The sequence below is a fragment of the Scandinavium sp. genome (genome assembly GCF_051650185.1).
Classification (GTDB): Bacteria; Pseudomonadota; Gammaproteobacteria; order Enterobacterales; family Enterobacteriaceae; genus Scandinavium.
In genome coordinates, this window is sequence record NZ_JBOFIN010000073.1 from 1 (window position 1) to 26,984 (window position 26,984).

Below are 26,984 nucleotides of genomic sequence, written 5' to 3' on the forward strand. Positions count from 1 at the left end.
CAGCGGCCCCGGCATTCATCGATATCGCCACCCCCAGCGCTTCGGCAATCTGCTCATCGCTGACGCCGGCTTTCACGGCGGCATCGGCGTGCATGGCGATACAGCCATCGCAGCGGGTGGTGACGGCACAGGCCAGCGCAATAAGCTCCCGGGTTTGTGCATCCAGATGGTTTGTCTTCTCCCCGGCCCCCATCAGGGCGGCCACACCCCGCAGCGTTTCGGGTACCGTTTTGCCTAAATTGCCGACCCGCTGACGGGTTTTGCCGCGATAGTCATTCCAGTTGTTCATGGTGTGCTCCGTTTCAGGGGTTAGCGATAGAGTACGGCGGTGCCGGAAACTTTATTCATACCGGTGGCGCTGGTGATGCGGTAATGCGTGGCCCCGGCGTCGGCGGCTTTCATATTCAGTGAGGCCACCAGTTCATCAAGCGTAGTGAAACCACTGGAGGAGACCACGCCGATTTTTTGCAGCGAATCCGCATCACTGCGTGAAACCATCTGTGGAGTACCGGCAAAAGCCAGAGCGGAAGTGGTCAGGGCAGCAGCAGCGAGGATAGCTTTGGTGATGTTTTTCATAATGGCGTTCCTTGTTTTTGAGTGTTGTGTTTGTCTGTTGTGTCGTTGAAATCAAATCTACCTACCAATAGATAGATTGGCAAGAGGAAATTATCCTCCCTTATAAAAATGTGATGTAAATCACGTTACTGGATTCATGAATTCAGTCCGGAAGAGCTGGCAAAGAACAGCAGGAAGTAAGAGCAGGGGGCAGAGTGCATAGAATAAAAAGATATAAATTCAAGGGTATATGTCGTGGTTGCCCGTGTCTGACTGCATATGGAGGGCAAACCTTTTAGCGCCCCATTGAGTTTGCTACAGCCCTCTCCGCGCACAGTGCATAAAATCCCCGGGCCAGTGCGTCAACAGGGCATCAGCGAACCGGATGAAGCGATTCAGGTCGCACGTAAGACTGACGGGCGAGGGGATTGGCAATGGATGCATATTGATGAGTACCGGGTATTTTATATCGAAAAATTCACCAAAGAATAAATGATTATTCAAATGTCAGCGTATGTGATGACGTCTGCAAAATGATATTGCCAGGCCCGTATACTCTCACGCTCTTTTAACGAGTAATGAGGCTGTTATGCATAATCAATTTTTCTGGATTAATCATAATGGCAATAAGGAAATTGCCTGCTTCCTTCAGGAAGTTGTCGAAGATACAGTCGCCGGACTATCGTTTTCGGGGGTATGGCGTCTGGCATCAGATCCCGATCTGGTGCTTCTGAATCATGAGGTTCAGCTGATTTCGGGCCCGATACTCCCGCCCTGAAATATTGAACAATGGCATGACATGCCTGCAGTGTCATGCCAGCGTGGTTCTGCGCAATGGGCAGTCCGGTAAATGACGTCCTCCCGAAGATACGTTTCTCAGAAACAGTTTCCCCCGGCTGTCCGACACGGCAAGCCTCGCTGAACCATCCTCCCGGCAGCCGCAAACCAGAATCAGCTGTCTGGATTTCATTTCGTATAACAACCGATCGGCGATAATCTGGCGCAAGATATTCAGATACTGTTTATTGAACAGTTTACAAACGACGTTAATTTCTTCACTGCTGAGAGGACGGTATGGTTTTTTGTTCTTTTGCATAATCAGATACATAAATATCCTTATCTGTCCTGAGTATTATAGCAGTGTTATTTAATACGGAAATATTAATGATAGCTGTTAGTAAATTTAAGTTATTTAAATTGATTGCAAATCAAATACCGGCTTTATACGTGCGAAATACGTAACGAGAAACAGTGTCTGGCGTATTTTTACACCAGATATAAATCACTTTCCTGTATTTTGTCGCAGAACTGTGATGTCGCCTCTGTTTCAGTCTGATTACCTCCGGATACAGGTTGTGAAATTATTTCTTTTATCCCCGTATTGAGTTTATTGCTGCCAGAATCCCGACTTCCACATTAAATCCCCTTTTAATGCCATGCAACGGGGATGACCATGTTATACCGAATAAATGATTTACTTCTGACATTGTTAATACGCTTCGTGAAAGTCGTGTCTGGCTACTCTGCCTGCGAGCAACGGGAGGAGCCGATATGATGCTTTCCCGCAAGGCTCTCTCCCGTGCCGTCGTGCTGGCGCTTCCTTCCATGCTACCGGCGATGTCATACGCTGATTTTCCGCCGACAATCGCCACTGGCACCACCCTTGACGGGCAGTATCTGCTGCCCTGGGGAAGTTCGCCTGAGACCCAGCAAACCACCCAGCATGTTTACGGCACTGCCACCAATACCGTGATTGGTGAGGGCGTAGTGCAGGTTATTGATATCGGCGGCAAAGCGCAGGGCACTACGGTACTGAATGGTGGTCAGCAGGGTATTCACGGTGAGTCAGACGACATTGTTATCAATCCCGGAGGCGTTATTGATGCATACCGGGGCAGTACGTTGAAAGGCCTGACGGTGGGCCGTAATGCGGCAGCTTATGTGACCGGCGACGGGGTTAATGTGCCGACCGCTGTCAGTCATGTCACCGTTGAGGACAGCGGGCGCTTCGATATGTACGGCGCAACATCCGGTATCACCGCAACGGATGTGGTACTGGGGAAAGAGGCTCTGTCGATGATTTCAGGGAATGTCAGACTGAACAACTGGCAGATTGGTGGACAGGTAAAGGATTTTGATAACGGTGATGATGTTTCGCCTGTGCTTGATGGGGCTGTTATTAACAACACAGGGGATGTGCGTCTCTATTACGGTAGCCGCCTGACAAACACAAAAATTAATGGTGGCACGGTGTACCTGAGCGGAGCCACCACCAGGTTTGACTACAGCGAGATGAACAGCGGGCGGCTCTGGCTGCAAAATGGCGCGCAGGCATCAGATATCCGCATCAGCAGCGGTACGGCATTTCTGGAGAGCGGTGCAGAGTTAAGCCATTCATTTATCGTCGGCGGCACCCTCGTTAACCAGGGCGGACATGATTTGAACCTGACTGTAGCGAGCGGCATCTATCAGCTGGGCGATACAGACGGGACCTCATTGTCCACCAATATCACGCTCGGCAAAGGGGCCACGGCACAAACCAATAACGGCACCGTCGACAGCCCGACGATAGGCGGGGATTTTTATTTCAGCAATCTTGGCAACGGCGGAGTGCTGAAAGGTGATGTGTTCGTTCAGGAAAGCGGAAGGCTGGTGGTGAACGGCAGTTCGCGAATTGATACCACAGATGCGCACATTTCGCTGGGTGGCGCACTGTATCTGCACGGACTGGATAAGGATACGCCGTTTACATTCAGCGATATGCAGATGTGGGGCGGGCATGTGATTTTTGATGCCAGTCCCAAAGCGGCGACTTCGCCGGGCTACTCCACGCTGACGCTGGGTGCGTTATCCGGGCAGGGCACCTTTGAGATGAACACCGCACTGGCTAACGGGCAGGGCAACCATATTGCTGTGCCGGGGAAGGCAAGCGGCAACTTTGACATTCAGGTGGCTGACAGTGGTGAAGAGCCGGCAAGTACTCAGGCGCTGGAACTGGTGAAAACGGGGAGTGGCGATGCCATTTTCACCCTTGCCAACCGAGATGGGGTGGTGGATTTAGGCACCTGGCAGTATCAACTGGTGCATCCCGACCAGAACAGCTGGCAGCTTGCACCTGTGTCTAAGGATGATGGCGGTGGCTCAGGGAACGATCCGGATGATCATTCTGACGATGATTCGGGTGGTAACGCCACGCCAGTGACTCCAGTAACTCCAGTAACTCCAGTCGATCCGGAAGATAACGATACCCCGCCTGTGCCAGTGGTGCCTGTCCCGGTGGTCGTTAATCCGGTAATCAGCCCCTCAACTTCGGCGGTGCTCTCAACTGCCGGTGTGGCACCGGAAGTCTTCCGGATGTACAGCGATCAGGTCCAGGCACGGCTCGATGAAATCCGTCTGCAACGTCACGGGCTGACGCTGTGGATGCAGGCGCAGGACGGTCAGGTCAAAGTCGATGGCAATGTAGCGGGGGCGGATTATCGCCTGAGTCTGGGCAGTGTCATGCTGGGTCTGGATCGCGGTCTGACAGTGGGTAACGGTCTGCTCAACAGCGGTGTTTTCTTGAGCTCTGGGAAAGGGAGTAACCACTTTGGTGGGCAGGGCATCGGTGACAGTGATGTTCATACGCTTGCCGCCGGGCTATACGGGACCTGGCAGCAACGGAATGGGGTGTTTGTGGACGGACAACTGACTGTCAGTCACGTCCGCAATGATGTTGATGCGCGGATGACCAGTGGCGAGAAGGCGCAGGGTCAGTACGGCAGTCTGGGTGTGGGGATGCAATTGAGGGCAGGGATCAACAAACGGGCAGGTTCCACGCTGCTCACACCGTATCTCGGTATGCGCGGCCTGACCGGGGCTGGCGAGGATCTTTATTTGTCCAATGGTATGAAGGCGCGGATTCATGATCAGCGGTTAATTGCCGGACTTGCAGGGCTTAGCGTATCGCAGACATTTACGGTGAAGCGGGCTGTGCTTCAGCCGTATGCGGATCTTCACCTGGAGCAGTCGTGGGGAAATGGTCCTGCGGTGGTCATCAATAAGCGGGACAGTTTTCACAATACATCGGGTGGCTCGCGTGGTGTCGCCGCTGCGGGTCTGAGGGTAAAGCTTAGTCCGTCGTTTGGCCTTCATGCTCAGGTGGCTTACGGACAAGGAAATCGCACAGTATCTCCATGGCAGGCTAGCCTCGGGGGAAGCTGGTCGTTCTGATTTGTCTGTCTTGTCAAAGGGGCCTCCTGTGGTGGGGGCTGTCAGATGGGGGGACTAACGTTTATTTTCAGAAGGTTAGCAATGCCTTCCTCATTTCACTGTTGTTACCGGAGTCAATTAATGCAAAAAAAACGCTTGTCCATTGAAGAGAAGAAGCTGCATATCGACAACTGGCGTGCCAGCGGTCTTACCCGTCAGCAATACTGCGAGCTGAATGGCATCCAGTTTCACGCCATGCGAAAATGGCCGCTTGCGGTAGCTAAAGCCGGGCGCAGGATAAATGAGTCAGGCTCATTTACCGGACTTACGCCAGTTGGGTCCGTTGTTGAAAAATCGCCGGGTGCAGTCAACAATCCTGTCATACTTTTTTTGCAGGACGGGTGCCGGGTAAGCTGCCACTACACGCAGCTTACTGATATCTATACGGCTCTCAAACAGGCTGGGAGCATATAGCATCTCCCCATCGTCAAATATCGTTGATACGTAAAGTGGGCGCCAGTGATAGCGTCAGTTGAAGCTGCATGGAGTGGCTATGGAGCCGGATGCGGGGTAACCGCATCTGGTAACCATCAGCCAGCAACCTTGTGTCACACCACCGAAGCTCAGTAATACAGAAACGCGTTTTCCTGCTCCAGTTCAGTACGCCAGGGCACCAGGTGCAGTCGCAGTACGCTCAGGGAGCGAAGGGTTATGCGCTGCTGGTTTTGTTCCGCAGTCATGCGCTGAAGCGCCTCTGAGTGCTTTTTGAATCTGTTATTGATGGTTCTTTCGGTTTTTCCACCCAGCTTCTCCCAAATCATACCGGGGAGAGAATGTGGTAAGTTCAGGTCTGACAGCTCTGATTTAAGCGCCTGGATCCTGTGCTCAAGCAGGGCATTGATCCCCGGCAGTTCTGTGTCACTGAATCGATAGTCAGCATCGATATGCCGGCGAAACATTTCAACGATCGTCCAGATATCATTCTCCTTACGGGCTTTTGAAAGCGTCACCATGAGATCGTTTTTTACTGCCTTTTTCGCGGGATCAGGTTCACGATCAGGATGAAGCTGGCTCGCCAGCTTCTTATACATTCGGGTGATTTCCGCAGATTTCAGCATTGTTTCAGGAGATGCCTGAGGGGAGCAATCATCCTCCTCAGAAAAAGTGGTCTCATCAAAAAAGTCGCCGCCATCGGCATCGGTGGCCTCACCAAAAAGACGCTGCATTGTGTCGAAGATACTGCCGGGATCATCCATCATTTTAGCGAGCTCATCATCGCCGAGTGCGCGATCGTCACCAAATACCTCCCGGAGCTCCTGCCGGAAATCACTGAGTTCGTCGTGTGTTGGCTTATTTTGCAGAGCATTGCTGATGTCATGTAAACGGCGACGCAGGGCATCTAAATCAAGACGTTCGTTAAACGGGTGATGAAAAAGTTCATCCAACTCCTCATCTATCCAGACAAACAGGGCTTCGCGGTCGTATTTACCGAGTGATTTTTTATCGGCAAAGGACAGCAACCGGATGGCTTTATCGTACCGGGCCTGAAGGTACTGATGCTCCAGTGGCAGGATCTCCTGCATAAAGCGGGTAGTTATGGCTTCCTGTCGTTGGCGGTGAGTGGCTATTTCTTCTGACAGCCTGTCAATCGTTGCCTGATGTGAATGGTACTGTTGTTGGGGGCCGCTGAGCGTGACTTTTTGCGGTCGGGTTGTATTGATGAGCCCGTGCTGTGCCATCCGGTCACCTCTGTTGTTGATGTGATTTCAGCGGACAGGTATACCACAGACATTGTGAAGAGGTGGACTCAAAAATAATCTTCATTTCCTCATGCAGAGTTTATCGAAGCCAGCCTTCCTTTTTGCGCGTTAAATCCCCTCTGACACAGACATCAAGGGGAGTCTTATGAAGCGCTGTCTCTTTCTTTTCCCGCTGTACCTGCTTTTTACTTCCACTAATGGGCTGGCTCAGACGGTGATTTACACCACCGCTGACAGGCCAGTGGTGCATCCTGAACCCGGTGTGGAAGTTCAGTTGCTGGAAAACGTCGACACATTGTCGCAGTCGCTGTTTCCTCCACTGTCTTCCAGCCCCGCTAAAGCGGAGGTTCAGGTTCGCTTGCGTATGCAGCAGACTGACTGGCATGCGCAGGAAGCCCGGTTGACCCGTGCATATCAGGCTCTGCTTGATGCGCGGATAGTCGGCATAACCAAAGTGCCTGCGGTGGTGTTTGATGACCATTTCGTGGTGTACGGCATCACCGATGTGGCGCTGGCACAGCTGAAGCTGGATGCGTGGCGGGAGCGGAATCAATGAAATCAAACCGCTCTGTCTTGCTGGCGCTTCTGGCGGTGAGCCTGCCTGCTTTGTCTGTCACCACGCCGCAGATAATGGCCTCCGCGTTGTCTCCTGACTGCCTGCAGTACCGTGTGGTCGGCCTGTGCTACTGGTTGTTCTGCACACCATTTGGCTGCACGGTCAAAACCTCCGTGAAGGTAAAACACAACCTCCCTGACCTGGTAATCTCAGCCTATAACACGCCCGGAGATAATTCGTGGCGGGAAATTGCCTTTGCCGGGGTGGCGATACCCGGAGCCGAAGGGGGCGGGGATACCAATTCCCGCATCACTAACAGCCAGACCAAAATCCGCTTTAAAAACGCCGATGCGTTCGGTCATCCGGCTGGTTCAACGTTCTACCGCTTTCTCAGCGGGATGGGTTACAGCTGCAGCAATGATGTGGTGCCGTTACAACCTTACTTCATCAGCACGCTGGACCAGCTGGCCTGGCGTGGCGGCATACCGGAGACGCTCTACCCGGAAGCCCTGACTCCGGGTCTGCGTGAAGTCCGGCAGCCCGGTGATTTATGGGGCAATGTCTACCCGCGTGAAGGGGCGCTGGGGCAGACCGACGACTATAAAGCCGGGGCGGTGATAGCCCAGCGCGCAGCCGATATCATTACCCGCAACGGGCAACCGCATGTCTATCTGCCGGAGGTGGGGTCTTCCCGGGCCGGCTACTGGCCACCATCTCCTGTACAGGAGAGCAAACCCGGCAACCACGCCTGGCAGCGGCTTTCACCGGTGATGAGCACCACCTGCGCCATGTTCCCTGACCACACATTTACCGATTTCTCCGCTGAGCGTCAGTCACGGGATGGTGGCTACGTCTGGGCGCTATGGCGGCCTTACGCCTGTTGCCGGCGACGCGGGCAGACCTTTCTGGGGAGTACCGGAGGATGAAAATAATGCGACAGTTTTATAAACCGGCACTGATGGCAGTGGTCGTCAGTTTCTGTTGCCATACAGCATGGGCGGCAGAGGACAGCTATGGCGTTGACGAAAAAGGGGCCATTGCCGACTCGCTGTACTACCAGATTGGCGGTGGTTCAGTCATTACCCCGGCACTGACACGACGTAACCCCTCTTTGCTGAATCTGCGGGCGGGCTGGAATGCTGACCTCACCTGCGGCAACTTCGATATCACCACCACGGTACGCGACCAGCTTAATGGTGTTACTCAGGGTTTTCAGCAGATGATGGGCAGCGTGATACAGAATGCCACCTCCGCTGTTGCCAGCCTCCCGGCGATGATTATTCAGCGCGCCAACCCCCAGCTTTATGACCTGCTGACTAACGGCATCCTTCAGGCGCGGGTGGACTTCGACAAATCAAAACTCTCCTGTGAATCCATGGCCTCGAAGATGACCGATTTTGCTTATGGCTCAGCCTGGACCCAGAGCGCCAAAGCTGAAAACTATCAGACCATCGCTGCCAGCAACACCGATGCGGTACAGGCGCAAAAGAAGGCCGAGAAGGAAGCCGCCAGCAAAGGCAAAACCTGGGTGGGAGGACAGAAGCGCGGCGGGCGCGGTCAGCCGCCGATTAAGCTTGTCGGTGACACCGCAAAGGCAGGCTACAACATCCTGAACCAGCGCAGTGCCACTGATACCGGCAGCATCCCCGCATCACAGTGTCAGGGAGAACTGTGCCGGGTCTGGAGCACGCCAGAGCAGGCGGCGAACTGGCTCACCCATGTGGTGGGGGAGCAGACCATCAACGTGGCCCCGGATAACGATGAGAGCGGTAACAGTGCCAGCCAGAGCGGGGCGCAGGCTGGCGTGGGACTCTCGCCGCTGATTGCGGATGAGCAGGAGAAAATCGCCACGGTACTGGCCTCGCTGGTGAATGGCGACCTGAAACCCACGGACGAGAATCTGGCAAAAGCTTCCGGCGGCAGTCTGCTGCTGACCCGCGGGGTGGTGGAGGCCCTGCACTCAGACCCGGATGTACCGGTACTGATGCAACGGTTATCCGGGGAAATGGCGCTGGCACGGGTCATGGAGCAGGCGCTGATGGCCCGCCGGATGCTGCTGGCAGGGATGCGTGAACCGAACATTGCGGCGGAAAAAGAAGCCCAGACGCAACTGACGCAGACCACCGGACAGCTTGACCAGGAGCTGGACCAGTTGCGGCTGGAGCTTGAGATGCGCCGGATGCTGACCAGCAACACCAGCTCGGTCATTCTCGAGCGCCAGGCCGTGCGGGAGGCGACCCGTGGACGGGCGGTCAGCGTCGGGGATGACGGTGATGCCCGTGTCCGTAACCTCAGCCTGCCATCAGGGGACCAGAAATGAGCAAAGTGAGCAAAATAAATACGTTACTGAAACTGACAGGAAAAATGCTGCTGGTAACCGTGGTGATGACAACTGGTTTGCTGCTTGCCGCTATGGTCCTGCGGCATTTCGCACCATCGCTTTCGGTGCCCCATCTGCTGCATCAGTATCGCTACAGCCTTCTGGCCTGGCGTCTTTGTGTGTATACCGCCATTGTTGCGTTGTGGAGCTGGCTATACCGACGCGCCGGAAGCACCCGACGTTCAGCGCTGAAACGCCTCATGGGCTGGTTCCTGATGCTGGTGATGCTCAATGAAATCAGCAGCGTGATTCAGCCAGGAGGTGACCAGTGACGGCCAACAGCTATCTGGAATATGTGCTGACAGTGCTTGGGTGGCTGGTCAGCAATGGCATATGGGACACGATAGTTTCCACCGGGCTGTTTACTTTGCCGCTGCTGATGAAACTGATCGCGCATGTTCTGAAAGCCCGTGAGCAGGGCGTGGATGAAGGGGATGCAGGTGGACTGACGCTTGCCTGGATGGAAAACACGGTTTATGTGGCAATAATCGTGATGATGTTCACCTGTGTACCTCTGCTCAGTCTCGACATCACAGAAATGCAGCTGGATACGCAGCGTTCCAGCCAGTGCAATGTCTCGGTGCCGGTGGCCCCGGAACGGTCAGGTTATGCACCGCTGGTCAATGACATGAGCGGCAGAACAGCGATGGTGCCGTTCTGGTGGTATCTGGTACATACGCTTTCCAAAGGTATCACCAATGCTGCCGTTGCCACGTTGCCCTGCCAGCCTGATATTCGTCAGCTCCGTTTTGATGTGCAGCATACCCGTATCAGTGACCCGATTCTGGCGCAGGAGCTTCAGGACTTTACGATGGAATGCTATGCCCCGTCGCTGGTTCGTCTGAAGCAGCAGGAGAGTTCTCTCACCTACGATGAGGACCAGGACGTGGCATGGATTGGTTCATCACGCTTTCTGACGCAGCCAGGCTACTACGACAGCAATCATGCACGCAGCCCCCGAAAAAACTGGTCGTATAACAGCGACAGGGATGCCGGGCTGGTTAACACCGGGCGTGGTGGCTATCCGACCTGTAAGCAGTGGTGGTCAGACAGCAATGTTGGTCTGAAACCCCGGTTACTGGCGATGGTGAAACCGGATATCTGGCAGACATTCCGCAAACTGGCTGTGAGCAAGGAGCTCTATGAGGAGGCGGTGCTGCGCTCGCTGGTCAGTCCGCGAAATATGGAAGTATCGCAAAATGGTCAGGTTTACGCCGGATACGGTGGTGATGCGGGCGGTGGCTTTTTCCACGGCGTGAACCGACTGGTCGCCACTACCGGCAACCGGCTGACAGCGATTGCGGCTTTTCCAGCGTTTGATTCGCTGCGCCAGGCGTTGCCGATGGTACAGGCGATATTACAGATGGCGCTGATTATCTGCATCCCGCTGGTGACGGTGTTCTCGGCATACAGCATCAGAACCATCATGACGCTGACTTTTGCGCAATTTGGGTTGATATTTTTGACCTTTTGGTGGGAGCTGGCGCGGTGGCTTGACGGCTGGATGTTGACGCTGCTGTATGAAAGCGATACACACAGCGCCTGGAACCTGGCGGGCCTTCAGAACGTGCAGGACAATATGATCATGCAGTTCGTACTGGCGACGATGTTTATTGTGCTGCCTGCGTTCTGGATGGGGACAATGGCATGGGCCGGCATACAATTAGGTGGGGCAATCTCTGGTTCAATGCGTGTAGGAACTGAACCAGCTCAACAAGCTGGCGGAGAGGCTGCTAAGAATTTGCGAAGTATATTGACGAGTTTAATGAGTAAGGGAGGTTAACTTTCACGCTCATCATGGTGGATTCTAATACCATCTATATATGTGCCTGGGCCTTCGGGCCCATCAAATTGATATCCATTGAGAGTATCGTTATATGGCTTATATCCATTTGTTTCAGGAGTAGGTTTAATCACTGCAATTAATACATCCCGCGCAAGATCCCCTGGGGTGTAATTTTCCGTTCCTGGTACTTTCTGCTTGAGCCAACTGATGGCATTACGAGTCTGATTGCTCAGGTGTTCTACGAGGGTTTTCTGTGTCATTGTTCTTTCCTCATTCTTTGCGAGCTAAGAACACCATAACGATCGTGCAAAAAATAGCCAGTCATTTTATCGGTTTTTGCAGCAGGTATTTTTGTTTATGCCGATTTGCCAGAGATCAGTTCAGCATAAAGTCCCCGACGATTGGAAAGTGTCGGTTTTCATAGCACAGCAGGGCAGCAGCCAGGGCTTCCATTTCAGTATGTTCCGGGGTTCCTGCCTTTGGATTGCGCTGGTACAACGCATCAATGCGCTCAAGGCTGCTTTCGTAGTCGTCGTGATTTCTGATTTCCATTCCCTTTCACCTTCCATAGTCGAATTTTGCCCCGGCACAGTCGTTACTGTTTAACCGTTAAAACTGCCGGGGGCACCGCATTTCCTGTATGCCTGCCCGGAGAGCCGAAAGCCAGGCCCGTTGCATTGATACTGCTGTCATAGTAATCAAAAATGCAGTCAGAGGGCCGGGTAACCGTCTGAAAATGGCTCATGACGAAAAGGCCAGGGCAAGGGAAAAGGCAAAGGGGAAGGGGTAAGTGTTCAGAAGGGGTAAAAGCCTTGCCCGAAAAGGCTAAAACCCAAAAGGCAGCCGCCTTAAAGCAATCTTTCCTGCATTCATGACATCCTTATTTCATTAATTATTTTTCCGGTATTGAGTTTATTGCCGACCAGACCTGCCGTTTTCGGCATTGTGCTCCTGTATTCCTTCTTTCCGTTATTCATGAATGCAGGAGAGCAATGATGATTATCAGTTTTATCAGCCAGAAAGGTGGTGTGGGGCGCTCAACGCTTGCCCGTGCCGCCGCCGTAGAGAGTGTCCGCTCAGGTGCAAGTACGCATCTGGGCGATCTGGACAGTAAACAGCAGACCAGCGCGAAATGGGCCGAGCGTCGTGACAACGCGGGGATTTTTCCTGTCGTTGAAACCGGGGTGTACCGTCGCCACGATGTGGTGATGAAAGCGGCGAACAGCTACGAATGTCTGATTATAGATACTCGCCCGTATGCCGATACTTCTTCGCTCGACATTGCCCGGCAGTCCAGTCTGGTCGTGATTGCGACGGGCACATCGGTGGATGACCTGGAGCCGTCGCTGCTGCTGGGGTATGAACTTATGCACAAGGGCATACCCCATAACCGGTTGCTGTATGTTGTGGGGAAGGCTCCCAGCCTGGCCGAGGGGCGGGCTGCGATTGAAACAATTAACAGCTGGAATTTTATCTGCATCAGCAATTTTCTGACCTTTAAAGCGGGCTACAGCATCACGCTGGATGCTGGCCATGCCATCACCGAAACACCCTGGAAAACCCTGAACCGTCGTGCCAGAAACATTGTGCATGACATTCTTGCCCGCGCACGGCAAAGCGGGAATTAACTTTCCCTGCTGAAATCATGAGACAAGGTATTCCGCTTTTCATGATTTCAGCATTTCACCGGATATACCGCCATGATCAAGAAAACGGCCCCAAAGCTGTTGCCGATAGTCCCTCGCCCTCTGGGTGTCACTACCACCGATTTCCGGGTGGGGGAAACTAAACCGTTGCAAATCCGTATCGAACCGCAGTTGCATCGCGAGATAAAAATCGCTGCTGCAGAGCAGGGGAAGAGCATGACGGCATTTTTGCTGGAGTGTTATGACTTCTGGCTCAGCATGAATAAATGAAAGGCGGCACTCATGAAAACAGGATTGCGTGAAAAGCTGAAATGGCTCAAAAAACCGGATAGCCGGCCAGCAGAACCTGAAGTGGTTAAAACAGGCGAGGTTAGCAGACCCGGATGGTTTATTCCGCAGGGGGCGGATGAGCTGCTTGCCACGCCGTTGCGCCAGCAGCTGCTGAAGATAATCTGGCAGCGCACATCCGTTTCCGCTGAATTATTCTCCGAACTGTACCAGGGGCCGGTGGCACGCTTTGCGGTGCTGGCTCAACACTTCCCTGCTTCGGAATATCATCATCATGCCTATCCCGGCGGTCTGCTTGATCATACGCTTGAGGTGATGGCCTTTGCGGCAAAACTGCGGCAACGTCATCTGCTGCCTGCTGGTGGTGCACCCGAAGATCAGGCGCGTGAGGCAGAAGCCTGGACTGCGGGGGTGCTGTATGCGGCGTTGCTGCACGATGCCGGAAAAATCGTGGCGGACATCGATGTTGTGACCGATGGAAACCAGGCCTGGCATCCGTGGCAGGGGGCACCCATACATGCTTATCAACTGAAGTACCGAAAAGCACGGGATTATCATCTTCACCCGGTGGCAGGCTCTCTGCTGGTTTCACGCATTTTACCCGATACAGCGATGAACTGGCTGGCGCAGTACCCGGAACTGCTGGCCTCATTTTTGTACTGCATCAGCGGGCACTATGAACGGGCAGGTGTACTGGGTGAGCTGGTGCAGGAAGCTGACAGGGCCTCGGTGGCACAGTTTATGGGGGCCAGTGCCGGCAGCGTGCTGAACAATCCACAACCGTCGCTGGCGAAGCAGGTATTGATGGCACTACGGGAACTGGTGCATACCCGTTACAAACTGAATAACCCGCACTCCGGCTCAGATGGCTGGCTCACCGGGGACGCGCTCTGGCTGGTCAGTAAGACCACCGCTGATAATATACGGGCATGGTTGCTGCAACAGGGCGTTACCGGCGTGCCTGACAGCAATGTCCGGTTGTTTGATGAAATGCAGTCACTGGGGCTGATTGTCCCCACGCCAGAGGGGAAAGCCATCTGGTCGTGTGAAATAGAGGCCAGTAGCGGCTGGACGCCAGGCAGGCCACTGACCCTGCTACGGGTATCGCCAGAGCGAATATGGTCTGATTCGGATAATCGCCCGGCAGCATTTGACGGCCTGGTTAGTCCGCAGTTGGTCACATCTGCACAGCAGGAGGATACTGCTGAACAAACTGTACAGGCCAGTCCGGAGGCTGATGTCTGTTCGGAAGGTGATCCTCTGAGTGAACTGGCGCTGTCATTATTCTCTGATGGTGAAGATGTCATTGGGCCAGCAAACAACCCTTCACCGGGGTCACACGCAGAAGAAGAGGTATTCATTTCGGAGGTCAGCGCAGGCCTGGTGGAAGTGGATTCAGCAGTGCTGCCCGCAGATGATATTGCACCTCCCGCAACGATCAGAAGTAAACCATCTGCTGCCCCGGTATCGGGGCTGAATTTTGTTAACTGGCTGCGGGAAGGTCTGCAAACCCGAAAGATTCTGATTAACGACCGGCTGGCACGGGTGCATATGGTGGACGGGATGCTGTTTATGGTCTCGCCGGAAATCTTCAAACTTTACGTGCAGTCCACAACGGGCAGCACTGGCGACGAATGGAAACTGGTGCAGAGAGCTTTTCAGAAGCTGAGACTGCATTACCGGGGGGTGAATAACATCAATATTCACGCCTGCCAGGTAAAGGGGCCGCGTAAAACATCGCGGGTTGAGGGCTATCTTCTTGCCTCCCCAGAAGAGATTTTTGGAGAAGATGTTCCGGAAGATAACCCCTATCTGTCCGTGAAGGGGAGTCACCCCATGGCCTGATGAAGGGAGGTAGACAATGCAGGGTGCGGTTACACCGCCAGGGTATGGCGGGAGCCATCGGGCAATTCGACGGTGATTTGCAGTTTGCTGCCCGTGGCTTCGACATAACGCTTCAGCGTTGAAAGCCGGATATCCCGGCCCTTTCTTTCCATAGCAGCGATAGTGGGTTGTCTGACATTCAGAATCTGCGCAATGTCATTCTGCGTTTTGTTGGTTGCTTCACGCAGTTCAGTGAGATGAATACAAAAACGCATATCAGCAGCAATCTCTGAGATTGCTTCAACGGCCTCTGGCGTTTCGGCTGCAATCAGTTGTTCGGGCGTGCTTCCCATGATATTCCCCAGGCTTTGATTGTCAGATTGTGCGGAAAACAGATTAAGCGCTATATAGATAAAAAGCTATATTTTACCTGCCTCAGTTACTGTAAAAGCAGGTGTCGGAACACCTGCTTCAGAGGGAATTAACGGCTTCCGTGCTGACGCACATAGATATAGGGGGCAACATAGCCTTCGCGGCACTCATCCAGATAATCCGACCACCATTGCATCATTTCTGTTCTGGCTTCCAGATGTTCAGCGGTATGCATATAGGCTGCGCGCACGCCGTTACGTTCTTTATGGCTCATCTGATGCTCAATGGTATCCTTTGACCATTTCTGAGACTCATTGAGCGCAACGCAGGCCATCGTTCTGAAACCGTGACCGCAAATCTCCGTTTTGGTGTCATAGCCAATAACGCGAAGCGCCTTATTGATGGTGTTCTCGCTCATGGGCTTATCCAGAGAATATGCCCCTGGAAAAACAAAAGTCGTTTCCCCTGTAATCTCTTTGAGATGCATAAGCAGCTCCACCGCCTGTTGTGAGAGCGGCACCAGATGCTCATCCTTCATTTTTGAACCCCGTTCCGAGAATTTCACACCCGGAACGGCGCTGCGCTCCGGCGGGATTGTCCAGATGCGGGCTTTAAGATTGAATTCATTCCACCGGGCATAACGCAGTTCACTGGATCGCAGAAAAACATGCAGGTTAATCAGCAATGCCAGTCGGGTTATGTCGCGTCCTTTGTAGACAGATATTTTTTCCAGCAGCTCCGGCAACTGCCGCAGCGAAAGTGCAGGGTGGTGCTGAACTTTAACCGGCATGATGATGCCACCCAGGTCAGACGCCGGGTTGTATTTAATCAGCCCGTTCTGTCTGGCATGCTGCATGATATTGCTCAGGTACTGACGCACACGCCCGGCGACATCATGCACACCCTTACCATCAATGAACTGAATAAGCTGTGCCAGATGCAGGGTGTCAATTTCATCAATCGCCATCGGGCCCAGTGTCGGGAAGGTATAGCGTTCCAGACAGGTCAGTATTTTACCGGCATGACCCTCAGACCAGCGACTCAGGTTGTAGGTGTGCCAGGCTACCGCCACCTGTCTGAAGGTGACTGCGTTATCGGTACTGGTGATTTGTGACTGGCGATGCTTTGAGGGATTGATACCGCTCTTGATAAGTTTTCGGGCTTCATCCCGTTTATCTCTTGCATCAGAAAGAGAGGTATCGGGGTAGGCACCAAAAGAGATGCGGGTTTCTTTTCCGAGGAAGCGGTATTTGAGATACCAGGTGCGGTTTCCGTTGGGATTAATCAGTAGATAGAGACCCAGGGAATCTGCAAGTTTCCAGGATTTATCAGAAGGTTTGGCACTGCGGATTTGTTTGTCTGTCAAAGGCATTTGGTGGTCGCTCCATTTGTCGAACTGGACTGACCGCCGATTCGACCACCAAACTTTCCGGACTTGAACGGATAAATAGATATCCGCCAGGAAAGATTAATTATCCTAACTTATTGAACCCACTACATATAGGGACTCATAAGGAAGCATAAAAACAGAATTTTGGTGCCCGGACTCGGAATCGAACCAAGGACACGGGGATTTTCAATCCCCTGCTCTACCGACTGAGCTATCCGGGCAACGGGGCGCATTAAACCTTAATCAGTGCAGCCCGTCAACTCAAATTCGGGAAAAAACGATTGTTTGCTTAACTTTGCGACAATCTGCGTAATTTCCCTGCAACTCCCGGCGTCTTAAGTCAGCGCACCGCCGGAACGGCACTGTGCAAAACGCAAAATATCTTCTGCCAGACGCTGAGCGGTGTCGACATCCTGTTGGCTGCGTTTGACCAGCAGGCGGCTCAGGCAGCCTTCCAGCACCAGTTCCATTTGCTTTGCGACCATGGTTGGGTCGTCCACTTCCAGTTTTGTCAGCAGCTCGTGCGTGAACTCGTGAGCGGCGCGTTTTTGCAAATCGGCCAGTTGGTGAATCGGATGCTCTGGATCGGGGTAAAACGTGCAGGCGGCGATAAACAGGCAACCCGGATAGCGGCCATTGCTGACACATTCGGTCAGGGCGCTATAGCGGGCCAGCAGCTTTTGCTCGCTGCTCAGTTCTTCGTTGAGCATCAGCTGCCGACGCCAGATATCAACCTGTTGGCTGAGGAAACGCAGCACGTCATACAGCAGCGCTTCTTTGTCGGGCCAGAAACGCTTCAGAGACTCGAGCGGAGCGTCGACCTTTTCGGCCACCATTTCCAGCGTTGTGTCGGCAATCCCTTTGATCTCAAGTAATTGCAGGGCTTGTCCCAGTACGTCTTCGCGTTGCACGGCTTTCTCCTCCGTTTATCCCTTTAAAAGTGTCGTTTATCGGGCCAGTTTCTGCAAATGCGCGTGAAACGCACTGGCATCCATAAACCCGGCAACCCGCATGGCAGGGATTTCATTTCCTGCGGCATCAAAAAACAGAATGGTCGGTAGACCCGGAACCTGCAACTGTTTCAGCAGGGCGGCATCCTGCGCTGTGTTGTGGGTCACGTCCGCTTGCAGCAAAACGGTGTTTTTCAGCGCTTGCTGCACCTGCGGATCGCTAAAGGTGTATTTCTCGAACTCTTTACAGGCCACACACCAGTCGGCGTAAAGATCGAGCATCACTGGTTTGCCCTTTGCTTGCGCCAGCGCCTCGTTGAGGGCTTCCACATTCGCGATTTTGGTGAAATTCAGGTGTGCTTGCTGCTGAGCTGCCGGTGCGCCAAATGCCCAGTCCTGCAACGGACGAGCACTGACCAATGCGGCAGCGAGCAGGGCAATCTGCACAATTCGCATCCACGGCTTGCCTGCCGTCAGGCTGGTGATGAACGCCCAGCCAAAAAAGGCAACGCCGAGCAGCGACCACAACCGCAACCCCCACATATCACCCAGAATACGTTCGAGCAAAAAGACCGGCAGGGCAAGGATAATAAATCCAAAAGCGATTTTAACCTGTGCCATCCACGGCCCACTTTTCGGCAGCAGGCGATTGCCAAAGACGGTGACCAGAATCAGCGGAATGCCCATGCCCAGGGCGTAGAGATACAGCGTTCCGCCGCCCAGCCAGAGGTTCCCGCTTTGCGCGATGTAAAGCAGGATCGCGCTCAAAGGTGCAGTGGTACACGGCGAGCAAATCAGCCCGGCAATGGCACCCATCGCAAACACGCCACCCGCCGAGCCTCCCTTTTGGCTGTTGCTCATTAACGTCAGACGGGTTTGCACTGAGGACGGCAGCTGCAACGTGAACAGGCCAAACATCGACAGCGCCAGCAGGATGAATACAGCAGACAGTCCGATCAGCACATAAGGATGCTGAAGCGCGGCCTGGAACTGCAACCCGGCCGCCGCCACAACCAGCCCTAGTGCGGTATAGGTTAGCGCCATTCCCTGAACATAGAGGAAGGCCAGCAGAAGCGCGCGTGCGGTGGAAAGGCGCTGTTTGCCCCCTAACACGATGCCGGAGATCAGCGGATACATGGGCAGAACGCAAGGCGTGAATGCGATGCCAATGCCAATCAGCAATGCCCACAGGGCAGAGAAGGGGAGTTCAGTTGAGGTGTCCTCGCCCCTCACCCCAACCCTCTCCCCGGAGGGGCGAGGGAGAACGGCGGTGCTTTCTGTTTGAGCTGTAGTGGTAGCAGACACCGCACTCAACGGCACCACTTTGGTTTCTGGCGGATAACAAAAACCCGCTTCGGCGCAGCCCTGGTACGTCACCGTCAGCGTGGCACCTTTGCTGGCTTCAGCCACCGTGAGCGGTACAGTCAGCCGCTGGCGATAAATTTCACTTTTGCCAAAGAATTCATCTTCATGCCACTCGCCCTTTGGGAGCTGCATTGGCGAAATTGAGGTCTGAGAAGGCGTGACGGAGACCTGTTTGCGATAAAGGTAATAGCCATCTTTAATCTGCCAGCTCAGCGTCACATCGTGCGCGTTTTGCTGAAAATCGAAGGCGAAGGCCTGATCGGCAGAAATGAAATTCGAGCGGCCGGGCGCGTCGAATAACCCGGCGAAGGCTGAAGTGCTGCACAGCAGCAGGATCAGCGTAAGGATGCGTTGAGCCATGAGAGGTATTCGTTGTCTCCGTGGGAAACGGGTAAAACCAGCAGTTCCGGGGTCTGATACGGGTGATGAGACTTCAGGCAATCCAGCAGTGCTTGCTGATGCGCTGTATCGGTTTTCAGCAGCATCTGGACTTCATATTCCTGTTCCAGCTTGCCTTCCCAGTAGTAAAGCGAAGTGGCGCCAGGCAACAGCGTCACACAGGCCGCGAGCTTCTCGGCCAGCACTTTGGCGGCGAGATCCTGAGCGGTGGCTTCATCCGGGGCGGTACAGAGTACAACGACTGCGGTGGGCAGGGTCATCTTCAACCTCGTATCGGCGAAAAAAGGCACTATAGCACGACGCAGGGGGGAAGGATGAATGAGTCGGGCCGCTAAGCGGCCCGACTTTAACTATTTTTACTCTCGACGAAAATCAGAGGATAAAGCTGCCCAGCAGGAAGCCAAAGCAGACGGAGAAGATGACGCCCATCGTGCCCGGGATAAAGAACGGATGGTTGAAGACAAAGCGACCAATGCGTGTGGTGCCGGTGTCATCCATCTGTACTGCTGCGACGAGGGTCGGATAGGTTGGCAAAATAAACAACCCGGACACCGCGGCAAACGAGGCCACTGCGGTCAATGGCGAGACGTTCAATGCCAGCGCCATTGGCATCAGCGCTTTTGCCGTTGCTGCCTGAGAATAGAGCAGCGCTGAGGCGAAGAAGAAGATTACCGCCAGCAGCCAGGGATGGCCCTGAATCACACTGCCCGCTGTCTCTTTGATCCAGTCGATGTTGTGCGAAACGAAGGTGTCACCGAGCCAGGCAACGCCCAGGATACAGATACAGGCGCTCATACCGGCTTTAAAGGTGCTTGAGTTGAGGATGCTGTCGGTTTCGACTTTACAGATAACCGTGGTCAGGGTGGCCACGCTCAGCATGATGATCAAAATGGCGTTGGTGGTGTTCATCAGCGGTTTTGCCACCAGGCCAAGGCTTGGGCTGTTGACGATGGCATAAGCGACCACGCAAAGCACGCCCACCAGGAACAGCAGCACCGACAATTTCGCCTTTGGTTTAATCTCCATTTTGCGTTCGCCGCGCAGCTCAACAAGCCCTTCTTCCAGACGCTTGAGGTAAACCGGATCGTCAGAAAGTTTGGAATTAAAGAGCAGGGTCACGAGGAACGACATCAGCAGCACCGCCATCAGGGTCGAAGGAATAACGACCGACAGCAAATGAATATAGCTAACGCCATGGCCTTCCATCACCGACGACATGTACACCACGGCGGCAGAAATGGGGGAAGCGGTAATGGCAATCTGCGCGGAGACAACGGCCGTTGAGAGTGGACGGCAAGGTTTCACACCCTGCTCTTTTGCCACTTCGGCAATGACCGGCAATGTGGCCAGTGAGATGTTGCCGGTGCCGGCAAAAATGGTCAGGAAATAGGTGACAATGGGGGCCAGAATCGTGATGTATTTTGGATTTCGGCGCAGCAGTTTTTCCGTCTGATTCACAAGGTAATCCAGGCCGCCAGCAATTTGCATAGCTGAGATGGCTGCAATCACCGCCATGATGATGGAGATAACGTCAAACGGGATCTTACCTGGCTCCACGCCAATCGCGGCGAGGACCAGAACACCAAGACCACCCGCATAACCGATACCGATGCCCCCTAGTCTGGCACCAAGAAAAATCGCCGCCAAAACGATGATCAGTTCAATGACTATCATAACCGCTTCCTTGATTGTTAGATGTTGGATATGTGAATGTTATTATTTTGATATTCACTATAAGCAAAAAAGGCACGCCACCGTGGACGTGCCTTTTTTGATTTTAACCCGAAAGATTACTGTTCGTTTTCATCGGTAAAGCGTTTCGCTTTATAAGCCGGGTGCATCAGGTTCTGGGCGGAGAAGATATCGTCCAGCTCAGCTTCAGTTAACAGACCGCGCTCGAGGACCACTTCGCGCACGCTTTTACCCGTTTCGGCACAGATTTTCCCGACGATGTCGCCATTGTGGTGACCAATGTACGGGTTGAGATAGGTGACGATCCCGATGGAGTTATAAACGTAGCTTTCGCACACTGCTTTGTTGGCGGTAATGCCGTTAACGCATTTTTCCAGCAGGTTGTAGCAGGCGTTGGTGAGGATGTGGATGGATTCAAACATCGCCTGACCAATCACTGGCTCCATCACGTTCAGCTGCAGCTGACCGGCTTCAGAGGCCATGGTGACCGTGGTGTCGTTGCCAATCACTTTAAAGCACACCTGGTTCACGACTTCTGGCACAACCGGGTTCACTTTGGCTGGCATGATGGACGAGCCCGCCTGCAGTTCTGGCAGGTTGATTTCGTTCAGACCCGCGCGCGGGCCGGAAGAGAGCAGGCGCAGGTCGTTACAGATCTTGGAGAGTTTCACCGCCAGGCGTTTCAGGGCGCTGTGCACCATGACGTACGCGCCGCAGTCAGACGTTGCTTCAATCAGGTCTTCCGCTGGCACAACGGGCAGGTTTGAAACTTCTGCCAGTTTCTGCACTGCCAACTGCTGATAGCCGTCTGGTGTGTTCAGGCGTGTGCCGATGGCGGTTGCGCCAAGGTTTACTTCCAGCAGCAGCTCCGCGGTGCGCAGCAGGTTTTTGGTTTCTTCATTCAGCAGCACGTTAAACGCGTGGAATTCCTGACCGAGGGTCATCGGTACGGCATCCTGCAGCTGGGTACGGCCCATTTTCAGAATGTCCTGGAACTCGACGGATTTACGCTGGAAGCCATCGCCTAACTGGTTAATAGCGTCCATTAATTTCACCACGGAAGCATAGACCGCGATGCGGAAACCGGTTGGGTAGGCATCGTTGGTCGACTGGCACTTGTTCACGTGGTCGTTCGGATTAAGGTACTGGTACTCGCCTTTTTGGTGGCCCATCAGCTCAAGGCCAATGTTGGCAAGCACTTCGTTGGTGTTCATGTTGACGGACGTACCCGCGCCGCCCTGATAGACGTCAACCGGGAACTGATCCATGCATTTGCCGTTATTCAGGACTTCATCACATGCGGCAATAATGGCATTGGCGACACCTTTGGGAATGGTGTGCAGCTCTTTATTCGCCAGCGCGGCGGCCTTCTTCACCATCACCATCCCGCGGACAAATTCCGGGATGTCGCTGATTTTGCTGTTGCTGATGTAGAAGTTTTCAATCGCTCTCAGAGTGTGGACACCATAGTAAGCGTCCGCTGGAACTTCCCTGGTACCCAACAAGTCTTCTTCGATACGAATGTTGTTTAACATGTGAACCTTCTTGATTAATCTGCCAATGAATTCACCGTACACACAGGATGAGTGGGGTCATGTGTGTTTTCTGACCGACGATTATTTCCTTAATCGGCCCGGTGCCCATGATCATATGCTGATAATAGCGAATTGCCGTAATCTGGATCACTTATTATGTGCCGATCCGTATCAGATTTATTAATCTGTGAAATGAATCACCGCAAAAATAGTGGGGAAAAAAATGATTCCTCGGATGGATTGAAAAGGGCGGTTTTGCCTCCATCTCCTGAAAACGCGATTCGCAAACTCATTCAGACCGTTGCCGGGAGCGGCGGTTGTCCAACAGGAGAAGCCAGTGCGCTGGATACCTTTTATTGCCTTTTTCTTATACGTCTACATTGAGATCTCGATTTTCATCCAGGTCGCTCATGTTTTAGGCGTGTTCCTGACCCTGATTCTGGTGATTTTCACCTCGGTCATCGGCATGTCGCTGATCCGCAACCAGGGCTTTAAAAACTTTCTGCTGATGCAGCAAAAAATGCAGGCGGGCGAAAGCCCGGCGGCCGAGATGATTAAAAGCGTGTCGCTGATCATTTCTGGTCTGCTGCTGGTTATCCCGGGCTTCTTTACCGATTTCCTTGGCCTGTTGCTGTTGTTGCCGCCGGTGCAAAAACACCTGACGCTTAAACTGATGCCTCACCTGCGTTTTTCCCGTATGCCGGGCGGCGGTTTCAGTGCCGGAACGGGCGGTGGCGAGACGTTTGACGGGGAATATCAGCGTAAAGACGAACAGCGCGATCGTCTGGAAAACAAAGACGATCGCTGATTGTGTTTCCGTATGGCGCAGTCGCTCTGGTTTTGTAGGCCGGATAAGCGAAGCGCCATCCGGCACTCAAACCACACTGCGTTTAGGTAAAAATAGCCACAGCGCCGCCAGCATCACAATGGCATAAAGGCTTTTCACACCCACCATCGCCAGTAACAGCAGGCACAATATCCCGCCAACAGCCGCAAGCACTCTGAATCGCCCCTTCAACAATCGACACCCTGCCAGCATGCACAGCAGATAAATCATGATGAAAATGCCATTGGCATAGACGATCAATGCTTCGAGATTGATATCCAGCATATAGATGCAGAGCGTGCTCAGCACACAGCAGCCCAGCACCGCGTTAAGCGCATTGAGGGGGATTCGGCGGGGTGATAACTGCGCCAGGCGACTGTCCGGGCGATACTGCGCCTGCGACCACACCAGACGCGCAAAGCTCTGAATATAGATGTTAAGACTCGCGAAGCACGCCAGGAATCCGACCACGCTTGCAACCCAGAGGGCCTTCACGCCAAACAACGTGACGACAATTTCCGGGAGTGAAGCGGCGGCGGCTTTTTCTGCGCCAAAAGCATGGAAGTGCAGAACCAAAACCGTGCAGGCCCAATAAACCGCTCCAGCCAGCAGCAAACCGATCATTAAGGCGCGCGGGAAATCACGTTCAGGTTGTTTGAATTCGGACGCCATATGAGCAAAAGCCTCCAGTCCGACGAAACACCAGAACATGACCGAGAGTGCGGCGAAAAGCTGTGATGGATTGACGTCAGTCACGGGCGGAAAGGGAATGGCGGAAAGCGTGATATCACCCGCCCACCAAAGGGCCGCAATCAGAATGACGATTAACACTGCAACCAGCGTTTGCAGATTGGCGCTGGTGCTGGCGCCGCGCGATCCGACCCACCAGACAATGCCCAGCGTGCCCAGTTCCGCCAGAAGAAGTTGCTCATCGTGCCAGCCAAAAAGCGCCTGGCTGAACCCGGTGGCAATATGCAGAGCCGCGGGCAGCCCGACGGGGATCACTGAGAGAAAAAGCCAGCCTGTGACACGCTCCAGCCGAGGGCCAAACGCCATACCGACGAAATGCGCGACACCGCCTGCGCTTGGGAAATGGCGCCCCAGCAGCGCGAAAACGATAGCGATTGGAAATGCCAGCAGAATCAGTGCAGGCCAGGCCCACAGGCTGTTGTCCCCCGCCACTAACGCGCCCAGCGCGGGTACAGCAAAAACCCCTGTTCCCAGCAAAGAGGTGGAAAGTAATCCCACGCCCTGTGCCAGCCCCAGTTCTTGTTTTAAACCACTCATTACTTCAACCTCTTAGATGAATGTCTGCATCCTGGCATTTTTGAGCCGAGCTGTGTTTCGTGACAGAAGTCCGTTTCTAAATTTTTTTTGATTTTGCCCCTTGAAGGCCTTGTCTGCCATCCCCATCTCTCAGGTCACTAGCCGGAAAACCGACTGCGGCCCGGCGTCACCCATAACTGATAAAGACTTTCTCAAAGGAGAGCTATCAATGAGTATTCGTCCGTTACATGATCGTGTGATCGTCAAACGTAAAGAAGTTGAATCCAAATCTGCTGGCGGCATCGTGCTGACCGGTTCTGCTGCTGGCAAATCAACTCGTGGCGAAATCATCGCTGTCGGTAAAGGCCGCATTCTGGAAAACGGAACCGTGCAGCCGCTGGACGTGAAAGTGGGCGATATCGTTATCTTTAACGATGGCTACGGCGTGAAGTCCGAGAAAATCGACAACGAAGAAGTGCTGATCATGTCCGAAAGCGACATCCTGGCAATTGTTGAAGCCTAATCCACGAAACGAATTTAAGGGAAAAGAACAATGGCAGCTAAAGACGTAAAATTCGGTAACGACGCTCGTGTGAAAATGCTCCGCGGCGTAAACGTACTGGCAGATGCAGTGAAAGTGACCCTGGGCCCGAAAGGCCGTAACGTGGTTCTGGATAAATCTTTCGGTGCACCGACCATCACCAAAGACGGTGTTTCCGTAGCACGTGAAATCGAACTGGAAGACAAGTTCGAAAACATGGGCGCGCAGATGGTGAAAGAAGTGGCCTCTAAAGCGAACGACGCGGCAGGCGACGGCACCACCACCGCAACCGTACTGGCGCAGGCTATCATCACTGAAGGCCTGAAAGCTGTTGCTGCGGGCATGAACCCGATGGATCTGAAACGTGGTATCGACAAAGCTGTCGCTGCTGCCGTTGAAGAACTGAAAACCCTGTCTGTACCGTGCTCTGACTCTAAAGCTATCGCACAGGTTGGTACTATCTCCGCTAACTCCGACGAAACTGTTGGTACCCTGATCGCTGAAGCGATGGATAAAGTGGGTAAAGAAGGCGTGATCACCGTTGAAGACGGTACCGGTCTGCAGGACGAACTGGACGTGGTTGAAGGTATGCAGTTCGACCGCGGTTACCTGTCCCCATACTTCATCAACAAGCCAGAAACGGGCGCTGTTGAGCTGGAAAGCCCATTCATCCTGCTGGCAGACAAAAAAGTCTCCAACATCCGTGAAATGCTGCCAGTGCTGGAAGCCGTAGCGAAAGCAGGCAAGCCACTGGTTATCATTGCAGAAGACGTTGAAGGCGAAGCGCTGGCCACTCTGGTGGTGAACACCATGCGCGGTATCGTGAAAGTGGCTGCTGTTAAAGCACCAGGTTTCGGCGACCGTCGTAAAGCGATGCTGCAGGACATCGCAACCCTGACTGGCGGTACCGTTATCTCTGAAGAGATCGGTATGGAGCTGGAAAAAGCGACGCTGGAAGACCTGGGTCAGGCTAAACGCGTTGTTATCAACAAAGACACCACCACCATCATCGATGGCGTGGGTGAAGAAGCGGCAATTCAGGGTCGTGTGACTCAGATTCGCCAGCAGATCGAAGAAGCAACGTCTGACTACGATCGTGAAAAACTGCAGGAGCGCGTAGCGAAACTGGCTGGCGGCGTAGCCGTTATCAAAGTTGGCGCGGCCACTGAAGTTGAAATGAAAGAGAAGAAAGCTCGCGTTGAAGATGCCCTGCACGCGACTCGTGCTGCGGTAGAAGAAGGCGTGGTTGCGGGTGGTGGCGTTGCACTGATTCGCGTAGCGTCTAAGCTCGGCGAACTGCGTGGCGTGAACGAAGACCAGAACGTGGGTATCAAAGTTGCGCTGCGCGCGATGGAAGCTCCACTGCGTCAGATCGTACTGAACTGCGGTGAAGAGCCATCTGTTGTGGCGAACACCGTGAAAGCGGGCGACGGTAACTACGGTTACAACGCGGCGACCGAAGAGTACGGCAACATGATCGACATGGGTATCCTGGATCCAACCAAAGTAACCCGTTCTGCGCTGCAGTACGCCGCTTCTGTTGCTGGTCTGATGATCACCACCGAATGCATGGTTACCGACCTGCCAAAAGGCGACGCTCCTGATTTAGGCGCGGCCGGCATGGGCGGAATGGGTGGCATGGGCGGCATGATGTAATCTGGC

At 53.7% G+C, this 26,984-nt stretch carries 27 protein-coding genes and 1 tRNA gene; 13 read left to right on the plus strand and 15 right to left on the minus strand.

The annotated features are described in order from the left end of the window. From ACRCWW_RS09185 to ACRCWW_RS09195, 3 genes are all read right to left on the minus strand, one after another. Nucleotides 1-289: carboxymuconolactone decarboxylase family protein (locus tag ACRCWW_RS09185; RefSeq protein WP_438682141.1), on the minus strand; the 289-nt coding region annotated here is incomplete at its 3' end. Nucleotides 290-309: 20 nt separating this feature from the next. Beyond that, the gene (locus ACRCWW_RS09190) at nucleotides 310-576 is read right to left on the minus strand and encodes a YdgH/BhsA/McbA-like domain containing protein (RefSeq protein WP_438682142.1); all 267 of its coding nucleotides are present in this window, start codon (nucleotides 574-576) and stop codon (nucleotides 310-312) included. 790 nt (nucleotides 577-1,366) lie between these two features. After that, nucleotides 1,367-1,663, minus strand: a complete 297-nt coding sequence (locus ACRCWW_RS09195; RefSeq protein WP_438682143.1) for a hypothetical protein — start codon at nucleotides 1,661-1,663, stop codon at nucleotides 1,367-1,369. Nucleotides 1,664-2,106: 443 nt separating this feature from the next. Between ACRCWW_RS09195 and ACRCWW_RS09200 the strand changes: the two genes are divergently transcribed. Together ACRCWW_RS09200 and tnpA are read left to right on the plus strand one after the other, a co-directional pair. After that, nucleotides 2,107-4,767, plus strand: coding sequence for an autotransporter outer membrane beta-barrel domain-containing protein (locus tag ACRCWW_RS09200; RefSeq protein ID WP_438682144.1), 2,661 nt, complete (start codon nucleotides 2,107-2,109; stop codon nucleotides 4,765-4,767). Between the two features lie 120 nt (nucleotides 4,768-4,887). Beyond that, on the plus strand, nucleotides 4,888-5,220 hold the full coding sequence (tnpA, locus tag ACRCWW_RS09205; protein ID WP_438682145.1) for an IS66 family insertion sequence element accessory protein TnpA: 333 nt from the start codon (nucleotides 4,888-4,890) through the stop codon (nucleotides 5,218-5,220). 149 nt (nucleotides 5,221-5,369) lie between these two features. On the opposite strand, the gene ACRCWW_RS09210 is transcribed toward tnpA, so the two are convergent. Beyond that, nucleotides 5,370-6,485 (minus strand): hypothetical protein, encoded by a 1,116-nt coding sequence (locus tag ACRCWW_RS09210; protein WP_438682146.1) that lies wholly within the window; start codon nucleotides 6,483-6,485, stop codon nucleotides 5,370-5,372. 166 nt (nucleotides 6,486-6,651) lie between these two features. Here ACRCWW_RS09210 and ACRCWW_RS09215 point away from each other — a divergent pair, with 166 nt between their 5' ends. From ACRCWW_RS09215 to ACRCWW_RS09235, 5 genes are read left to right on the plus strand one after another with little or no spacing between them, the layout of a single operon-like run. After that, complete coding sequence (locus ACRCWW_RS09215; RefSeq protein WP_438682147.1) at nucleotides 6,652-7,062, plus strand: TIGR03757 family integrating conjugative element protein; 411 nt, start codon at nucleotides 6,652-6,654, stop codon at nucleotides 7,060-7,062. Then, nucleotides 7,059-7,988 (plus strand): TIGR03756 family integrating conjugative element protein, encoded by a 930-nt coding sequence (locus ACRCWW_RS09220; protein ID WP_438682148.1) that lies wholly within the window; start codon nucleotides 7,059-7,061, stop codon nucleotides 7,986-7,988. Before ACRCWW_RS09215 ends, ACRCWW_RS09220 begins: the two co-directional genes overlap by 4 nt. A 32-nt stretch (nucleotides 7,989-8,020) precedes the next feature. Next, nucleotides 8,021-9,382, plus strand: a complete 1,362-nt coding sequence (locus ACRCWW_RS09225; protein WP_438682172.1) for an integrating conjugative element protein — start codon at nucleotides 8,021-8,023, stop codon at nucleotides 9,380-9,382. After that, entirely contained in the window at nucleotides 9,379-9,714 is a 336-nt protein-coding gene (locus ACRCWW_RS09230; RefSeq protein WP_438682149.1) for a hypothetical protein, read from the plus strand. The genes ACRCWW_RS09225 and ACRCWW_RS09230 overlap by 4 nt, the downstream gene beginning before the upstream one ends. Continuing rightward, complete coding sequence (locus tag ACRCWW_RS09235) at nucleotides 9,711-11,225, plus strand: conjugal transfer protein TraG N-terminal domain-containing protein (protein ID WP_438682150.1); 1,515 nt, start codon at nucleotides 9,711-9,713, stop codon at nucleotides 11,223-11,225. The genes ACRCWW_RS09230 and ACRCWW_RS09235 overlap by 4 nt, the downstream gene beginning before the upstream one ends. On the opposite strand, the gene ACRCWW_RS09240 is transcribed toward ACRCWW_RS09235, so the two are convergent. Both ACRCWW_RS09240 and ACRCWW_RS09245 read right to left on the minus strand, forming a co-directional pair. Then, on the minus strand, nucleotides 11,222-11,488 hold the full coding sequence (locus ACRCWW_RS09240; protein ID WP_438682151.1) for a hypothetical protein: 267 nt from the start codon (nucleotides 11,486-11,488) through the stop codon (nucleotides 11,222-11,224). The genes ACRCWW_RS09235 and ACRCWW_RS09240 overlap by 4 nt on opposite strands. A gap of 115 nt (nucleotides 11,489-11,603) precedes the next feature. Continuing rightward, nucleotides 11,604-11,780, minus strand: coding sequence for a hypothetical protein (locus ACRCWW_RS09245; protein WP_438682152.1), 177 nt, complete (start codon nucleotides 11,778-11,780; stop codon nucleotides 11,604-11,606). 440 nt (nucleotides 11,781-12,220) lie between these two features. Here ACRCWW_RS09245 and ACRCWW_RS09250 point away from each other — a divergent pair, with 440 nt between their 5' ends. The 3 genes from ACRCWW_RS09250 (at nucleotide 12,221) to mobH (ending at nucleotide 15,007) form a co-directional block, all read left to right on the plus strand. Beyond that, nucleotides 12,221-12,856: a division plane positioning ATPase MipZ gene (locus ACRCWW_RS09250; protein WP_438682153.1), complete on the plus strand. Its 636-nt coding sequence runs from the start codon at nucleotides 12,221-12,223 to the stop codon at nucleotides 12,854-12,856. Nucleotides 12,857-12,928: 72 nt separating this feature from the next. Next, nucleotides 12,929-13,144: a toxin-antitoxin system HicB family antitoxin gene (locus ACRCWW_RS09255; RefSeq protein ID WP_438682154.1), complete on the plus strand. Its 216-nt coding sequence runs from the start codon at nucleotides 12,929-12,931 to the stop codon at nucleotides 13,142-13,144. A 12-nt stretch (nucleotides 13,145-13,156) separates the two neighbouring features. Continuing rightward, nucleotides 13,157-15,007 (plus strand): MobH family relaxase, encoded by a 1,851-nt coding sequence (gene mobH / locus ACRCWW_RS09260; protein WP_438682155.1) that lies wholly within the window; start codon nucleotides 13,157-13,159, stop codon nucleotides 15,005-15,007. 29 nt (nucleotides 15,008-15,036) lie between these two features. On the opposite strand, the gene ACRCWW_RS09265 is transcribed toward mobH, so the two are convergent. The 8 genes from ACRCWW_RS09265 to aspA form a co-directional block, all read right to left on the minus strand. Further along, the gene (locus tag ACRCWW_RS09265) at nucleotides 15,037-15,339 is read right to left on the minus strand and encodes a helix-turn-helix domain-containing protein (RefSeq protein ID WP_438682156.1); all 303 of its coding nucleotides are present in this window, start codon (nucleotides 15,337-15,339) and stop codon (nucleotides 15,037-15,039) included. 128 nt (nucleotides 15,340-15,467) lie between these two features. Then, nucleotides 15,468-16,730, minus strand: coding sequence for a tyrosine-type recombinase/integrase (locus ACRCWW_RS09270; protein ID WP_438682157.1), 1,263 nt, complete (start codon nucleotides 16,728-16,730; stop codon nucleotides 15,468-15,470). 163 nt (nucleotides 16,731-16,893) lie between these two features. Continuing rightward, nucleotides 16,894-16,969, minus strand: a tRNA-Phe gene (locus ACRCWW_RS09275). A 114-nt stretch (nucleotides 16,970-17,083) separates the two neighbouring features. Continuing rightward, the gene (locus ACRCWW_RS09280; protein WP_438682158.1) at nucleotides 17,084-17,659 is read right to left on the minus strand and encodes a transcriptional regulator; all 576 of its coding nucleotides are present in this window, start codon (nucleotides 17,657-17,659) and stop codon (nucleotides 17,084-17,086) included. Between the two features lie 36 nt (nucleotides 17,660-17,695). Further along, nucleotides 17,696-19,423: a protein-disulfide reductase DsbD gene (locus ACRCWW_RS09285; protein ID WP_438682159.1), complete on the minus strand. Its 1,728-nt coding sequence runs from the start codon at nucleotides 19,421-19,423 to the stop codon at nucleotides 17,696-17,698. After that, nucleotides 19,399-19,722, minus strand: coding sequence for a divalent cation tolerance protein CutA (gene cutA, locus ACRCWW_RS09290; RefSeq protein WP_404659316.1), 324 nt, complete (start codon nucleotides 19,720-19,722; stop codon nucleotides 19,399-19,401). Before cutA ends, ACRCWW_RS09285 begins: the two co-directional genes overlap by 25 nt. 112 nt (nucleotides 19,723-19,834) lie before the next feature. Continuing rightward, complete coding sequence (locus tag ACRCWW_RS09295) at nucleotides 19,835-21,136, minus strand: anaerobic C4-dicarboxylate transporter (RefSeq protein ID WP_438682160.1); 1,302 nt, start codon at nucleotides 21,134-21,136, stop codon at nucleotides 19,835-19,837. A gap of 116 nt (nucleotides 21,137-21,252) precedes the next feature. Next, nucleotides 21,253-22,689, minus strand: coding sequence for an aspartate ammonia-lyase (gene aspA, locus ACRCWW_RS09300; RefSeq protein ID WP_438682161.1), 1,437 nt, complete (start codon nucleotides 22,687-22,689; stop codon nucleotides 21,253-21,255). Nucleotides 22,690-23,026: 337 nt separating this feature from the next. Here aspA and ACRCWW_RS09305 point away from each other — a divergent pair, with 337 nt between their 5' ends. After that, nucleotides 23,027-23,497 carry an FxsA family protein gene (locus tag ACRCWW_RS09305; RefSeq protein WP_438682162.1) on the plus strand — a complete coding sequence of 157 codons (471 nt, stop codon included), beginning with the start codon at nucleotides 23,027-23,029 and terminating at the stop codon, nucleotides 23,495-23,497. A 66-nt stretch (nucleotides 23,498-23,563) separates the two neighbouring features. Here the strand turns inward: ACRCWW_RS09305 and yjeH are convergent, their stop codons facing one another. Then, on the minus strand, nucleotides 23,564-24,802 hold the full coding sequence (gene yjeH, locus ACRCWW_RS09310) for an L-methionine/branched-chain amino acid transporter (protein ID WP_438682163.1): 1,239 nt from the start codon (nucleotides 24,800-24,802) through the stop codon (nucleotides 23,564-23,566). A gap of 208 nt (nucleotides 24,803-25,010) precedes the next feature. Here yjeH and ACRCWW_RS09315 point away from each other — a divergent pair, with 208 nt between their 5' ends. Both ACRCWW_RS09315 and groL read left to right on the plus strand, forming a co-directional pair. Beyond that, complete coding sequence (locus ACRCWW_RS09315) at nucleotides 25,011-25,304, plus strand: co-chaperone GroES (protein WP_013367964.1); 294 nt, start codon at nucleotides 25,011-25,013, stop codon at nucleotides 25,302-25,304. 30 nt (nucleotides 25,305-25,334) lie between these two features. Further along, complete coding sequence (groL, locus tag ACRCWW_RS09320) at nucleotides 25,335-26,978, plus strand: chaperonin GroEL (protein WP_404659323.1); 1,644 nt, start codon at nucleotides 25,335-25,337, stop codon at nucleotides 26,976-26,978. Nucleotides 26,979-26,984: the final 6 nt, after the last annotated feature.